The sequence below is a fragment of the Enterobacter sp. 237C8 genome (genome assembly GCF_034106865.1).
Lineage (GTDB): Bacteria > Pseudomonadota > Gammaproteobacteria > Enterobacterales > Enterobacteriaceae > Enterobacter > Enterobacter asburiae_B.
In genome coordinates, this window is the sequence record NZ_JAWNDF010000001.1 from 1660075 (window position 1) to 1674026 (window position 13952).

Here is a 13952-nt window from a genome sequence, read left to right on the forward strand (position 1 = left end):
AAACCCCGCCGTAGCGAGGTTTTACAATTTAGTGGAGGGCCAACCAGATGAGCTGACTCCAGAACAGAATCGACACGGTAAAAACGCCGATCCATGACCAGTATTTGTGAGACGTCATGTTATTCATCATAGGGACACCAGGCATTATTTATTAAAAGTTCCGAGGTAAGTCCTCAGTGCTATATTGCTGATGTGTATTTATTAAAGAGTACGAAAGTGCAGAGTCGATATTCAGACTATTTGCATCATTACGCAATTAACTAAATTATTGTTTTTTGGGTTCGTCTTCTGCGAACACATCAATAAACGCTTGCTGCTGCGGCGTCAGTTTCCAGGACGCGGGTACAACAGTCGCAGGTGCTTTACGCCCTCTGTGGCCGTTGTCACGATGCTGACACATCTGTTTTACCGTTTCTGTACGTACCGTCACTGCCATATTTAACCCCAATATTTCCAGGCCAGGAGAGCAACCACCACCCAAAACAGGGTAGAGACGAGAAAGACCGCCAGCCAGGCTTTACGCTTGAGCGCAGGATCCCTTTGCGGTTCTTCACTTCCTGAAGGCATTGCTAACCTCATACAATCGACATCGCTTATCATTTAGGACCAAACAATTGGTACAATTAATCATCTGTTGAGATAAATCCTAAAGAAACTTTAGCCGAAAAGCCAGTGAATTTACGCACCGGAAGGTATGAAATATTCAATCTTTTGACCAGAAATAAATAATTGAAAAGAAAAATTTGCGAAGGCGTAAATTAGTTTCTACTTTTGTCGCCAATTCACGACATTATAACCATACGGATTAAATGGATAATGACATTATATGACAGGGGATACGCAGATGATGATAATTCTAATTTAGCTTTGAGGCGTTATTTCGGTATCTTTCCCTAAGGGAAAGATACCGGGTGTGATTATTTTTCGGGGAGTTTGATGTCTTTAAACATCTCTTCAATATCTTCATTTGAGCGTAATGCAACGGCGGTATCAACCACGTCACGCGTTAAATGAGGGGCAAAGCGCTGAATAAAATCATACATATAGCTGCGCAGGAAGGTGCTGCGACGGAAGCCAATCTTTGTGGTGCTATGACTGAAAACATCATGCGCATCAAGTCGCACCAGGTCAGGGTCTGATACCGGATCCACCGCCATGCTGGCAATAACGCCCACCCCCAGACCAAGCCGCACATAGGTTTTAATCACGTCGGCATCCGTCGCGGTAAAGACAATGCGCGGCGTTAACCCTGCCCGGTTAAAGGCCGTATCAAGCTCGGACCGTCCGGTAAAGCCAAACGTATACGTTACCAGCGGATATTGCGCCAGCTCTTCGATAGTCACCGACCCTTTGCCCGCCAGGGGGTGATCGGGGGTCACCACGATAGAACGGTTCCAGTGATAGCATGGAAGCATCACCAGATCGTCATACAGGTGAAGCGCTTCGGTGGCGATGGCAAAGTCTGCATTCCCCTTGGAAACGGCTTCAGCAATTTGCGTTGGCGAGCCCTGGTGCATATGCAAAGAGACGCGGGGATAACGCTCGATAAAGCCTTTGATAACGCCGGGAAGCGCATAGCGCGCCTGGGTATGCGTCGTGGCAATATACAGCGAACCTTTATCCGGCCAGGTGTGTTCCCCTGCCACCGACTTAATTGCGTCGACTTTAGAGAGGACTTCCCGCGCAATGCGGATGATTTCCTGCCCCGCAGGCGTCACCTGGGTGAGATGCTTACCGCTGCGGGCAAATATCTGGATACCTAACTCGTCCTCCAGCATACGAACTTGTTTGCTGATGCCCGGTTGCGAGGTATACAACCCCTCGGCGGTAGAAGAGACGTTAAGGTTATGATTCACCACCTCAACGATATAACGAAGCTGCTGTAATTTCATGCCAGACCATCCGATTTAGCGCATGCGGTCAATCGCTTAAGACGATTTAATAATAAGAAACAGGTTAACTATAACCACTATATCATTTATAGCCTGACTGTATAGTACGGAACAAAAAATAATAACAAGGCAATAAAAAAGGGCCGGAAATCCGGCCCTTTTACAGGTAAGTTACGGTAAGGGAAGATTATTTCTTGCCTTCAACCCATTTGCCATCGACAAAGAAGGCTGACCATCCGGTCGCTTTACCCTCTTTCTCGGCCGCAACATACTGCTGCTTAGTTTTACGGCTAAACCGTACCACGGTTTTGTTGCCTTCCGGATCCTGCTGTGGCGCATCGGCCAGATAACGCAGTTTCTCAGGCAGACGATCGCGGAAGCGATGCAACTCTTCCACCAGCGGCGCGCGCGTTTCACGCGATTTCGGGAAGGTGTTGGCGGCCAGAAAGACACCTGCGGCACCATCACGCAGCACGAAGTACGCGTCGGATTTCTCGCACGGCAGTTCTGGCAGCGGAACCGGATCTTCCTTCGGAGGAGCCACTTCCCCGTTACGCAGAATTTTGCGCGTGTTTTTACACTCGTCGTTGGTACAGGCCATGTACTTACCGAAACGCCCCATTTTCAGGTGCATTTCAGAGCCGCACTTCTCGCATTCCACAATCGGGCCGTCATAGCCTTTAATGCGGAACTCGCCCTCTTCGATCTCATACCCGTCACACGTTGGGTTATTACCGCAGACGTGCAGCTTACGTTTTGGATCGATCAGGTAGCTGTCCATTGCCGTGCCGCATTTCTTGCAGCGGCGTTTGGCACGCAGAGCGTTAGTTTCCGCATCGTCACCTTCCAGCACGTTGAGAACTTCGTTCTCGGGCACCAGGTTGATGGTGGTTTTGCAGCGCTCCTTTGGTGACAGCGCATAGCCGGAGCAGCCAAGAAACACGCCCGTGGTTGCGGTGCGGATCCCCATCTTGCGGCCGCAGGTTGGACAGTCGATGCTGGTCAGAACCATCTGGTTAGGCAGCATGCCGCCCTCTTCAGGGTCTTTCTCCGCTTTTTCAAGCTGGTCGGTAAAGTCGCTGAAGAAGCTGTCGAGTACCTTTTTCCATTCCGCCTGATGGCTGGCAACCTGGTCGAGGCTGTCTTCCATTTGCGCGGTGAAATCGTAGTTCATCAACTCACGGAAGTTTGCTTCCAGACGGTCAGTGACGATCTCACCCATTTTTTCCGCATAGAAACGGCGGTTTTCAACGCGTACGTAGCCACGGTCCTGGATCGTCGAGATGATGGACGCGTAGGTCGACGGACGACCAATACCGCGTTTTTCCAGCTCTTTCACCAGGGACGCTTCACTGAAGCGCGCAGGCGGCTTGGTGAAGTGCTGGGCTGGCACGAGGTCAACCAGCGAGAGCTCGTCCCCTTTATTTACCGCCGGCAGCGTTCGGTCTTCATCACCTTTACGCAGCGCTGGCATCACCTTCGTCCAGCCGTCGAAACGCAGGATACGACCGCGCGCTTTGAGACGGAACTCACCCGCGCCAACGGTCAGCGTGGTGGAGTCGTACTGCGCTGGCGTCATCTGGCACGCCACGAACTGGCGCCAGATCAGCTGATACAGCTTCTGCGCGTCGGCTTCCATGTCTTTCAGCGATTCCGCTAACACCGAGACGTCAGAAGGACGAATCGCTTCGTGCGCTTCCTGAGAGTTCTCTTTACTGGCGAACTGGTTAGCGCTTTCCGGCAGGTATTTCTTACCGAAATTGTCACTGATGTAGCCGCGGACCATGTTGACCGCGTCCTGACTCAGGTTGGTTGAGTCGGTACGCATGTAGGTGATGTAGCCCGCTTCATACAGGCGCTGCGCCATCATCATGGTCTTCTTCACGCCATAACCCAGACGCGTGCTTGCAGCCTGTTGCAGCGTGGAGGTAATAAACGGTGCCCCCGGCTTGCTGCTGGTCGGTTTGTCTTCACGTTCCAGCACCTGATAGCGTGCTTTTTCCAGCAGCGCTACGGCGGCCATGGTCTGGTCGCGGTTTTCTGGACGGAAAGGCTTGTCGTTGTGATGGCTCACCTGCAGCGGCAGAGCGTCACCGCCCGGCGTGGTCACATTGGCATCGACTTCCCAGAACTCTTCCGGCACGAAGGCTTTAATTTCGCGCTCACGCTCAACGACCAGACGCACGGCGACGGATTGAACACGCCCTGCGGACAGGCCACGGGCAATCTTCTTCCACAGCAGTGGAGAGACCATATAGCCCACAACGCGGTCCATAAAGCGACGAGCCTGCTGTGCGTTTACGCGGTCAATATTCAGTTCGCCCGGCTTCTCAAACGCCTGACGAATCGCATTCTTCGTAATTTCGTTAAACACTACACGGCTGTAGCGTTTGTCATCACCACCGATCACTTCCCGCAGGTGCCACGCAATGGCTTCCCCTTCGCGGTCAAGGTCGGTTGCGAGATAGATGTGGTCTGCTTTTTCAGCAAGCTGCTTCAGCTCGTTAACGACTTTTTCTTTCCCGGGCAGCACTTCATATTGTGCATCCCAGTTATGCCATGGGTTAACACCCATGCGGTTGACAAGCGCGCTACGTTCATCCTTTTTAGGCTTTTTAGCCCCTTTGGTGGAGGTAGAGTCTGCGCTCTTTTTGCTGGCTGAGCCACTGGTCGGCAAATCGCGGATATGACCCACGCTGGACTTAACCACGTAGTCATTACCCAGATACTTATTGATCGTTTTGGCTTTTGCCGGGGACTCAACGATGACGAGAGCTTTACCCATATTCACCTTTACCTAATTTAATTCTTCCAGGAATACGCCGCACGTTGATTTCCCTTCCGCTGACGACGAGCCAATGATATTGCGACTGCGTCAGGAGATATCAACCCCTTTGACTTACCGGACGTTAATGAGAAGACGCCCAGGTGATTGAGTTTTCGGGTATTTTTCTCACATCTCGTGTAATTCGTGACGAATTCCCGGTTGAATGTCAAGCAATTCTGTTGCCAGAATGACGAAAGCGCACACTCTACCTGATAAAATTCGTTACGCAACTTTATTAGCATGCAAAAGCAGATCCCGCCAGCCAGGACCCTGCACCTTATCCCCTCACATTACAGGGAAAATTTGCCCCCAAAGCGCCCTCGGCGTAGACTATTGTCACTGTTTAAGGAGTGGATTATGCAGAATACGACCCAACCTATTGACCGAGCCTCTCTGCTTATCGAAGCAAACAAGCTTATCCGTGACCATGAAGATACGCTGGCGGGCATTGAAGCCACCGGCGTAGAGCAGCGTAATGGCGTGCTGATTTTCAGCGGCGAATACTTCCTTGACGAACAGGGTTTACCGACCCCGAAAAGCACCGCCGTTTTTAACATGTTCAAATACCTGGCGCATACGCTTTCAGAGAAGTATCACCTGGTCGATTAATGCAAAACGCGAGGCATATGCCTCGCGTTTTTGTTTACAGCAGCGGTTTTTGTCCGCGCTGTAGCCAGCGCAGCAGCAGACGGTCCGCGCTTTCTGCCGCACTGTTGGTAAAGCGGTCAAGGAGTCGCTTACGCTGGGTAAAGCGCACGCCCACCAGTTCCCGGCCTTCCATCAGATTGAGCAGCAGATCGTCGCTGGTTCCGACTTCATCCACCAGCCCTTTCTCCTGCGCCTGGACGCCGTACCAGTGCTCGCCGGTCGCGACCTGTTCAATATCGAGCGTTGGGCGCATACGGTGTACAAAATCTTTAAAGAGATGATGCGTTTCGTTGAGATCTTCGCGGAATTTTTGACGCCCTTCTTCCGTGTTTTCCCCCAGCAGCGTCAGGGTACGTTTGTACTGACCCGCCGTGTGAAGTTCGATATCAATCTCTTTATTTTTCAGGAAGCGGTTAAAGTTCGGAATTTGTGCGACCACGCCGATCGAGCCAATAATGGAGAACGGCGCGGCAACAATTTTGTCCGCCACGCAGGCCATCATGTAGCCACCGCTCGCGGCCACTTTATCCACAGCAACGGTCAGCGGGATCTGTTTTTCACGCAGGCGCTGCAGCTGTGAGGCGGCCAGTCCGTAACCGTGAACCACCCCGCCCGGGCTTTCAAGACGCACGACAACCTGATCCTGCGGTGTCGCCACGGCCAGAACGGCAGTCACTTCTTCCCGCAGAGAAGACACTTCATGCGCATCCATACTGCCCTTAAAATCGAGCACGTAAACGCGTGGCGCGGCCTTATCCTGCGGTGCATTGAGCTTCGCTTTTGCTTTTGCCGCTTTGGCATCCTGTTTATGCTTTTTCTTCTGCGCTTTCAGCCACAGTTTCTGTTGATGACTATCAAGCAGCGCGAGAGACATCTCTTCCTGCATCTCTTTATACTGCTCGCTCAGGCGGGTGATGCGTAACTCCCCACGCTGACGCTTGCGCTGCGTCAGGTTGGCAATCAGAACGGCTACCACCGCAATGGCAACCACCACCGTTGCGATTTTGGCCAAAAACAACCCATATTGAGAAAGTAATTCCACGCGTTCCACCTTGATTTAACCACGAATCTTTCACGGCAGTGTACAACAGCCCTGCCCATGCGTCTCGCTCGTGACATTACCTCTGCGAGCCGCCTTCAGGAATCCCCGGCGTGTAGTTTAAATATTTGCAAATTGTTAATTTTACAGTAATGCGTCCTGTAGACTGATTGAATTCTCATGCTAATTCGGGCATAAAGCCGAAAAGTCATTATGAAGGTGCCACTGAATCACCGGGCACCTGAGGAGCCACCGTGCATTATCAACCGCAAAAAAATCTGCTGCAGAACCGGATCATTCTTGTCACCGGTGCCAGCGATGGGATTGGCCGCGAGGCAGCCCTGACCTACGCCGAGTACGGCGCGAACGTTATTCTGGTAGGGCGCAACGAAGAAAAACTGAAAAGCGTCGCTCAGGAGATTGAGGCCGCATACGGCACTCCGGTTCCGTGGTATACGCTCGATTTACTGACCTGCACGCCCGCGGTGTGCCAGGAATTAGCCCGACGCATCAGCACCCACTATCCACGGCTCGACGGCGTGCTGCATAACGCCGGTCTGCTTGGAGAGGTGCGGCCTATGGATGAACAGGATCCGGATATCTGGCAGCAGGTGATGCAGGTTAACGTCAACGGCACGTTTTTCCTCACCCAGGCATTGCTTCCTTTATTACTCAAATCCGAGTCAGGCTCCCTGGTCTTTACCTCCTCCAGCGTAGGCCGTGAAGGGCGCGCAAATTGGGGAGCCTATGCCGTTTCAAAATTCGCGACCGAAGGCATGATGCAGGTGCTGGCGGAGGAGTACCAGAGCCGCCATCTGCGCGTAAACTGCATTAACCCGGGCGGTACGCGCACCAAAATGCGCGCCAGCGCGTTCCCGAGCGAAGATCCGCAGAAGCTGAAAACCCCGGCAGACATTATGCCGCTCTATCTCTGGCTGATGGGCGACGACAGCCGCCGCAAAACCGGGATGACCTTTGACGCCCAGCCGGGACGTAAACCAGGAATTTCGCAATGAGTGAAGAACGTCATCAGCAGCGCCAGCAGCGTCTGAAAGAACAGGTCGATGCGCGCGTCGCGGCAGCCCAGGACGAACGTGGGATCGTCATCGTTTTTACCGGCAACGGAAAAGGGAAAACCACCGCCGCATTCGGCACGGCGACACGCGCCGTTGGACACGGGCAAAAAGTGGGCGTGATCCAGTTTATCAAAGGCGAATGGCCCAACGGTGAGCGGAATTTACTTGAGCCTCACGGCGTTGAGTTTCAGGTGATGGCGACCGGGTTTACGTGGGATACTCAGAACCGGGAAACCGACACCGCCGCCTGTCTCGCCGTCTGGGAGCATGCAAAGAGAATGCTGGCCGATCCCTCTCTGAATATGGTTCTGCTGGATGAGATCACCTACATGGTCGCCTACGACTACCTGCCGCTGGAAGCCGTGCTGGATGCTCTGATGAATCGTCCTGTACACCAGACGGTTATCGTTACGGGGCGCGGATGTCATCGGGATATTCTGGAGATGGCCGATACCGTCAGCGAGCTGCGTCCGGTCAAACATGCGTTTGATGCAGGCATCAAAGCGCAAATTGGAATTGATTACTAAAGAAAAAAGCCCGGTTCGTTGACCGGGCTTTTATATTAACCGTTGTTGTTACGGCTGCCGGAGCGGCGGCTGCTGCTCACCTGGCTGTGTCGCTTCACTGCGCGACGGATCTGATTCGCCTTCATGCGTCGACGATCTTTTTCCACCGCCACTTTTGAGGTGGTTTCCGGCGTCAGGCCGACCAGCTCGCGCAGGTAGTTGGTTTGGGTCAGATCCAGTTCGGTATACCCACCGCGCGGCAGACCTTTCGGCAGCAGAATGTCGCCGTAACGGACGCGGATCAGGCGGCTAACCTGCACGCCTACCGCTTCCCAGAGACGACGCACCTCGCGGTTACGGCCTTCGGTCAGGGTCACGTTGTACCACTGGTTAATGCCTTCCCCACCGGTAAATTTGATGGTTTTGAATGCCGCAGGACCGTCTTCCAGCTGAACGCCACGCGACAGATCGCGCAGTTTATTTTCATCAACCTGGCCAAATACGCGCACCGCGTATTCACGTTCCACTTCACGGCTTGGGTGCATCAGACGGTTTGCCAGTTCACCATCAGTGGTAAACAGCAGCAGACCGCAGGTGTTCACGTCCAGACGGCCGACGGCAATCCAGCGAGCGCCACGCAGTTTAGGCAGACGGTCAAACACCGTCGGACGACCTTCCGGGTCGTTGCGGGTGCACAGCTCGCCTTCCGGCTTGTAGTAAGCCAGCACGCGGCAGATCTGTTCCGCGGACTCTTTAACGGAGATAAGATGACCGTCGATGCGGATCTTCAGCCCCGGTACGATTTCTACGCGGTCACCCAGCGTGGCGATTTTACCGTCCACACTCACGCGGCCCGCTTCAATAATGGCTTCGATTTCACGGCGTGAACCGTGGCCGGCACGCGCCAGCACTTTCTGTAACTTCTCGCTCATTGAGCTTCCTCAGGTGTCGCCTTCACAGGCGTCGAATCAGGTCAAAAGAGGGCTGAGCCCTGCTTTGATGGCCGCGTAGTATATCTGCTTATACCTTTACAAGAAAGGCTTTACGTCACCCACGCCTTCACGAATCACTTCCGGTGCATCTTCGGTTAAGTCGACCACGGTGGTCGGCTGCTGGCCGAGATAGCCGCCGTGAATAATCAGCTCGACCACCTTCTCCAGACGATCTTTGATCTCTTCCGGGTCGGACTCGGTAAACTCGCTTCCGGGCAGCATCAGCGAGGTAGAAAGCATCGGTTCGCCGAGGGTTTCCAGCAGCGCCTGCGCAATCGGGTTCGACGGCACGCGCATGCCGATGGTTTTGCGTTTCTCCTGCAGCAGACGACGCGGTACTTCCTTCGTGCCCTTCAGGATGAAGGTGTAGTTGCCCGGCGTGTTGTTCTTAATCAGGCGAAACGCCACGTTATCAACATACGCATAGGTCGACAGCTCAGAGAGATCGCGGCACATCAGGGTAAAGTTATGGCCGTCCGGCAGCTGGCGAATACGGCAAATGCGTTCCATTGCCCCTTTATCTTCAATTTTACAGCCCAGCGCGTAGCCTGAATCGGTCGGGTAGACAATCACGCCGCCTTTGCGGACGATCTCCACGGCCTGGTTGATCAGACGTGGCTGCGGGTTATCCGGATGGATATAGAAAAACTGACTCATACTTCCCTCTCTTCAATTTGCTGCGGCTGTTCCCAGAGCTGCCAGACCGGCTCAACGCCAGCGGGCAGCCAGAGCTTGCGCCCCAGTTCGATCCACGCGCAGGGCTGATGGAAATCAGAACCCTGTGACCCAAGCAGGCCGAACTGGCGGGCATAGGTCGCGAGCTGCGCGCGCTCGTTGGGCGCCTGCTGACACTGGGCGACTTCCATCGCCTCGCCACCGCATTCGGCAAAGTGTGCCAGCAGCCTTTTCAGCCATTTAGCCGAAAGATTATACCGCCCAGGATGGGCCAGCACGGCCTTACCGCCAGAATGATGAATCACATCAATAGCTTGTTTTATTGTACACCACTGTGGCGGAACGTATCCGGTTTTACCGCGCGCCAGATACTTTTTAAAGACGTCTGCCATAGTCGTCGCTTTGCCCGCGTCGACCAGAAAACGGGCGAAATGACCGCGGGTGACCGCCCCGCCGTTCGCCATCTTTTGCGCGCCTTCCAGCGCGCCCGGAATATGCGCCTTTTCCAGACGCTCGCCGATCATCTCTGCGCGCTGGTTGCGGCGCGTTTTTTGTTCTTGCAAAAATGCCGTAAGTGCCGGATGGTCTATATCGATATTCAGGCCAACAATATGAATCTCATGGTTTTCCCAGACGGTCGAGATCTCGACGCCGGACACCAGATTCAGCGCCAGCCCGCTGCGGGCGATCTCGGCGCGCGCCGCCGGAATGGCATCTGTCGTATCGTGATCGGTTATCGCCAGCGTGCCGACACGCATTTCAACGGCGCGATGAACCAGGGCTTCGGGTGTCAGCAGGCCGTCAGAGGCCTGAGTATGGCTGTGTAAATCATAAATAATGGCGTAGGTGGTATCGCTCAAAGCACTTCCCATAACAGGTTGGAGACATCCGAAAACACCATGATACCGACTTAACGCGAAATTCTGAAATCAAGGGTTGACAACTTGCCATCGAACTAGTTAACTAGTACGCAAGTTCACACGAGAAAGGTATCTGAAAATGACAGCACATTTCACTCTGCACGGCTGGTGGCGCACTTCCTGATCTTCGGGCAGTGTCACGCGTCTGCGAAATGCAAACAGATACCCGCCCGCTACCCAGCGGGCTTTTTTTTGAACAAAATATGAGAACAACAACATGCAAACAGCCAAACCTCATCTCGAACTGCTGACCTGCGAGGCGGCCTATCGCCACAACCCGACCGCGCTGTTTCATCAGGTGTGCGGGGCTCGTCCGGCAACGCTGCTGCTGGAATCGGCGGATATCGACAGCAAGGACGATCTCAAGAGCCTGCTGCTGGTCGACAGCGCGCTGCGCATTACCGCTTTAGGTGACACCGTCACCATCAAGGCATTGTCAGACAATGGCGCATCGCTGCTGCCGCTGCTGGATGCCGCCCTGCCGTCAGGCATTGAAAATGAACGCCATCCAGAAATGCGCATTCTGCATTTCCCGCCGGTGAGCCAGCTGCTGGACGAAGACGCGCGCCTCTGCTCCCTGTCCGTTTTCGATGCCTTCCGCCTGCTGCAGAATCTGGTCACCGTGCCGGAAGACGAGCGTGAAGCGATGTTCTTCGGCGGGCTGTTTGCTTACGACCTGGTTGCCGGTTTTGAAGATTTGCCGGAAACCGAGCAGGGTAATCGCTGCCCGGATTATTGCTTCTATCTGGCTGAAACTCTGCTGGTGATCGACCACCAGAAGCAATACACCCGCATCCAGGCAAGCCTGTTCACGCCGTCTGCCGCTGAGAAAAACCGTCTTGAGCACCGCATCGCTCAGCTGCAGCAGCAGATGACGGAAGCACCACCCGCGCTGCCGGTGCAGCGCGTGGAGAAAATGACCTGCGACGTTAACCAGACTGACGATCAGTACGGCGCCGTGGTTCGCCAGATGCAAAAAGCGATTCGCGCCGGGGAAATTTTCCAGGTCGTGCCATCCCGTCGCTTCTCGCTGCCCTGCCCGTCGCCGCTCGCAGCCTACGACGTGCTGAAAAAGAGTAACCCAAGCCCTTACATGTTCTTCATGCAGGACAACGAATTCACGCTGTTCGGCGCCTCGCCGGAAAGCTCGCTGAAATACGACGCCACCAGCCGTCAGATTGAGATCTACCCGATTGCCGGAACCCGTCCGCGCGGGCGTCGCGCCGATGGCTCGCTTGACCGCGATCTGGACAGCCGCATCGAACTCGAAATGCGTACCGACCACAAAGAACTCTCCGAGCACCTGATGCTGGTTGACCTGGCGCGTAACGATCTGGCACGCATTTGTACTCCCGGCAGCCGCTACGTGGCGGACCTGACCAAAGTCGACCGCTATTCGTTCGTGATGCACCTGGTCTCCCGCGTGGTCGGCGAGCTGCGCCACGATCTCGACGTGCTGCACGCCTACCGCGCCTGCATGAACATGGGCACCCTGAGCGGCGCGCCGAAAGTCCGCGCCATGCAGCTGATTGCCGCCGCCGAAGGACGCCGTCGCGGCAGCTACGGCGGCGCGGTGGGTTACTTCACCGCGCACGGCGATCTCGACACCTGCATCGTAATCCGCTCCGCCTATGTCGAAGACGGTATCGCCACCGTCCAGGCGGGTGCCGGGATTGTTCTTGATTCTGTTCCGCAGTCTGAAGCTGACGAAACGCGCAGTAAAGCCCGTGCGGTCCTTCGCGCCATTGCTACCGCACACCATGCACAGGAGATTTTCTGATGGCTGACATTCTGCTGCTCGATAATATCGACTCCTTTACCTATAACCTGGCAGATCAGCTGCGTGCGAATGGCCACAACGTCGTTATCTACCGCAACCACGTTCCGGCCCAGACCCTGATTGACCGTCTGGCCACCATGCAAAACCCGGTGCTGATGCTCTCCCCGGGGCCAGGCGCACCGAGCGAAGCCGGCTGTATGCCGGAGCTGCTGACCCGTATGCGCGGCAAACTGCCGATCGTCGGCATCTGCCTCGGCCATCAGGCGATTGTTGAAGCCTATGGCGGCTACGTCGGCCAGGCGGGTGAGATCCTGCACGGTAAAGCGTCCAGCATTGAACATGACGGCCAGGCGATGTTTGCCGGGCTGCCGAACCCGCTCCCGGTCGCGCGCTATCACTCGCTGGTTGGCAGCAATATTCCCGCCGGGCTGACGATCAACGCCTCGTTTGAAGGCATGGTGATGGCGGTGCGCCACGATGCGGACCGCGTCTGCGGCCTGCAGTTCCACCCGGAATCGATCCTGACCTCCCACGGCGCCCGCCTGCTGGAGCAGACGCTGGACTGGGCGTTACAGAAGCTGGAGCAGACCAATACCCTGCAGCCGATTCTGGAAAAACTGTATCAGGCGCAGACCCTGAGCCAGCAGGAGAGCCATCAGCTCTTCTCCGCCGTGGTTCGCGGCGAGCTGAAGCCTGAACAGCTGGCAGCCGCGCTGGTGAGCATGAAGGTGCGCGGCGAAAGCCCGCAGGAGATCGCCGGTGCCGCTACGGCCCTGCTGGAAAATGCCGCCCCGTTCCCGCGCCCGGACTATCAGTTTGCGGATATCGTCGGTACCGGCGGTGACGGCAGTAACAGCATCAATATCTCCACCGCCAGCGCCTTCGTGGCGGCGGCGTGCGGTTTGAAGGTCGCGAAGCACGGTAACCGCAGCGTTTCCAGCCGGTCAGGTTCTTCCGATCTGCTCGCCGCATTCGGTATTAACCTCGATATGAACGCCGAGCGTTCCCGCGAAGCGCTGGATGACCTGGGCGTCTGCTTCCTGTTTGCGCCGAAGTACCACACCGGTTTCCGCCACGCGATGCCGGTTCGTCAGCAGCTCAAAACCCGCACGCTGTTTAACGTGCTCGGCCCGCTGATCAACCCGGCCCACCCGCCGCTGGCGCTGATTGGCGTTTACAGCCCTGAGCTGGTTCTGCCGATTGCCGAGACGCTGCGCGTGCTGGGCTATCAGCGTGCCGCCGTGGTGCACAGCGGCGGTATGGATGAGGTTTCTCTTCATGCGCCAACGCTGGTGGCCGAACTGCGCGACGGCGAAATCCTGAGCTATCAGCTGGACGCTGCCGACTTCGGCCTTGCGCCATACCATCAGGAAGCGCTGGCAGGCGGTACGCCGGAAGAAAACCGTGACATTCTCACGCGCTTATTACAAGGTAAAGGAGAGGTCGCCCATGAGGCCGCCGTTGCTGCCAACGTCGCCATGCTGATGCGTTTGCACGGTGAGGAAGACCTGAAGGCCAACGTTCAAAAAGTTCTGGATGTACTGCGCTCCGGTGCAGCTTACGATCGCGTTACCGCACTTGCGGCAAGAGGGTAAAG

General features: G+C 55.4%; 15 protein-coding genes and 1 other annotated feature. Of the genes, 6 read left to right on the forward strand and 9 right to left on the reverse strand.

What is annotated here, in order from left to right; genetic code table 11:
• Positions 1 to 28: 28 nt before the first annotated feature.
• From ymiC to topA, 5 genes are all read right to left on the reverse strand, one after another.
• A complete protein-coding gene (gene ymiC, locus USF70_RS08060; RefSeq protein WP_032623144.1) occupies positions 29 to 127 on the reverse strand; it encodes a small membrane protein YmiC in 99 nt (32 codons plus the stop codon).
• A gap of 138 nt (positions 128 to 265) precedes the next feature.
• Positions 266 to 436 carry a hypothetical protein gene (locus USF70_RS08065; RefSeq protein ID WP_032656727.1) on the reverse strand — a complete coding sequence of 57 codons (171 nt, stop codon included), beginning with the start codon at positions 434 to 436 and terminating at the stop codon, positions 266 to 268.
• 2 nt (positions 437 to 438) lie between these two features.
• Positions 439 to 579: a YmiA family putative membrane protein gene (locus USF70_RS08070; protein WP_213327741.1), complete on the reverse strand. Its 141-nt coding sequence runs from the start codon at positions 577 to 579 to the stop codon at positions 439 to 441.
• Between the two features lie 338 nt (positions 580 to 917).
• Positions 918 to 1892, reverse strand: coding sequence for an HTH-type transcriptional regulator CysB (cysB, locus tag USF70_RS08075; protein ID WP_008502814.1), 975 nt, complete (start codon positions 1890 to 1892; stop codon positions 918 to 920).
• Between the two features lie 187 nt (positions 1893 to 2079).
• Positions 2080 to 4677 carry a type I DNA topoisomerase gene (gene topA, locus USF70_RS08080; protein WP_047651111.1) on the reverse strand — a complete coding sequence of 866 codons (2598 nt, stop codon included), beginning with the start codon at positions 4675 to 4677 and terminating at the stop codon, positions 2080 to 2082.
• Between the two features lie 399 nt (positions 4678 to 5076).
• On the opposite strand from topA, the gene USF70_RS08085 reads away from it, so the two are divergent.
• Complete coding sequence (locus tag USF70_RS08085) at positions 5077 to 5328, forward strand: YciN family protein (RefSeq protein WP_023312072.1); 252 nt, start codon at positions 5077 to 5079, stop codon at positions 5326 to 5328.
• A 34-nt stretch (positions 5329 to 5362) separates the two neighbouring features.
• Here USF70_RS08085 and sohB read toward each other — a convergent pair whose 3' ends face one another.
• Positions 5363 to 6409, reverse strand: a complete 1047-nt coding sequence (gene sohB / locus USF70_RS08090; RefSeq protein ID WP_033145742.1) for a protease SohB — start codon at positions 6407 to 6409, stop codon at positions 5363 to 5365.
• Between the two features lie 251 nt (positions 6410 to 6660).
• Here sohB and USF70_RS08095 point away from each other — a divergent pair, with 251 nt between their 5' ends.
• Together USF70_RS08095 and cobO are read left to right on the forward strand one after the other, a co-directional pair.
• Positions 6661 to 7422, forward strand: a complete 762-nt coding sequence (locus USF70_RS08095) for a YciK family oxidoreductase (protein ID WP_033145743.1) — start codon at positions 6661 to 6663, stop codon at positions 7420 to 7422.
• Positions 7419 to 8009, forward strand: coding sequence for a cob(I)yrinic acid a,c-diamide adenosyltransferase (gene cobO / locus USF70_RS08100; protein WP_033145744.1), 591 nt, complete (start codon positions 7419 to 7421; stop codon positions 8007 to 8009). The genes USF70_RS08095 and cobO overlap by 4 nt, the downstream gene beginning before the upstream one ends.
• Before the next feature lie 35 nt (positions 8010 to 8044).
• Here the strand turns inward: cobO and rluB are convergent, their stop codons facing one another.
• The 3 genes from rluB to rnm all read right to left on the reverse strand — a co-directional run bounded on the left by rluB (position 8045) and on the right by rnm (position 10515).
• Positions 8045 to 8920, reverse strand: a complete 876-nt coding sequence (gene rluB / locus USF70_RS08105; RefSeq protein ID WP_023312076.1) for a 23S rRNA pseudouridine(2605) synthase RluB — start codon at positions 8918 to 8920, stop codon at positions 8045 to 8047.
• A gap of 96 nt (positions 8921 to 9016) precedes the next feature.
• Positions 9017 to 9637, reverse strand: coding sequence for an L-threonylcarbamoyladenylate synthase (locus USF70_RS08110; protein ID WP_003856793.1), 621 nt, complete (start codon positions 9635 to 9637; stop codon positions 9017 to 9019).
• Positions 9634 to 10515 carry an RNase RNM gene (rnm, locus tag USF70_RS08115; protein WP_032656720.1) on the reverse strand — a complete coding sequence of 294 codons (882 nt, stop codon included), beginning with the start codon at positions 10513 to 10515 and terminating at the stop codon, positions 9634 to 9636. The genes USF70_RS08110 and rnm overlap by 4 nt, the downstream gene beginning before the upstream one ends.
• 139 nt (positions 10516 to 10654) lie before the next feature.
• On the opposite strand from rnm, the gene trpL reads away from it, so the two are divergent.
• From trpL to trpD, 3 genes are all read left to right on the forward strand, one after another.
• Entirely contained in the window at positions 10655 to 10699 is a 45-nt protein-coding gene (gene trpL / locus USF70_RS21740) for a trp operon leader peptide (RefSeq protein WP_106993556.1), read from the forward strand.
• Positions 10676 to 10769, forward strand: a sequence feature (Trp leader region). Its footprint overlaps the gene before it by 24 nt.
• Positions 10770 to 10792: 23 nt before the next feature.
• Positions 10793 to 12355, forward strand: coding sequence for an anthranilate synthase component 1 (locus tag USF70_RS08120; protein WP_047174183.1), 1563 nt, complete (start codon positions 10793 to 10795; stop codon positions 12353 to 12355).
• Positions 12355 to 13950, forward strand: a complete 1596-nt coding sequence (trpD, locus tag USF70_RS08125; protein WP_058841298.1) for a bifunctional anthranilate synthase glutamate amidotransferase component TrpG/anthranilate phosphoribosyltransferase TrpD — start codon at positions 12355 to 12357, stop codon at positions 13948 to 13950. The genes USF70_RS08120 and trpD overlap by 1 nt, the downstream gene beginning before the upstream one ends.
• The last annotated feature ends 2 nt before the right edge of the window (positions 13951 to 13952 follow it).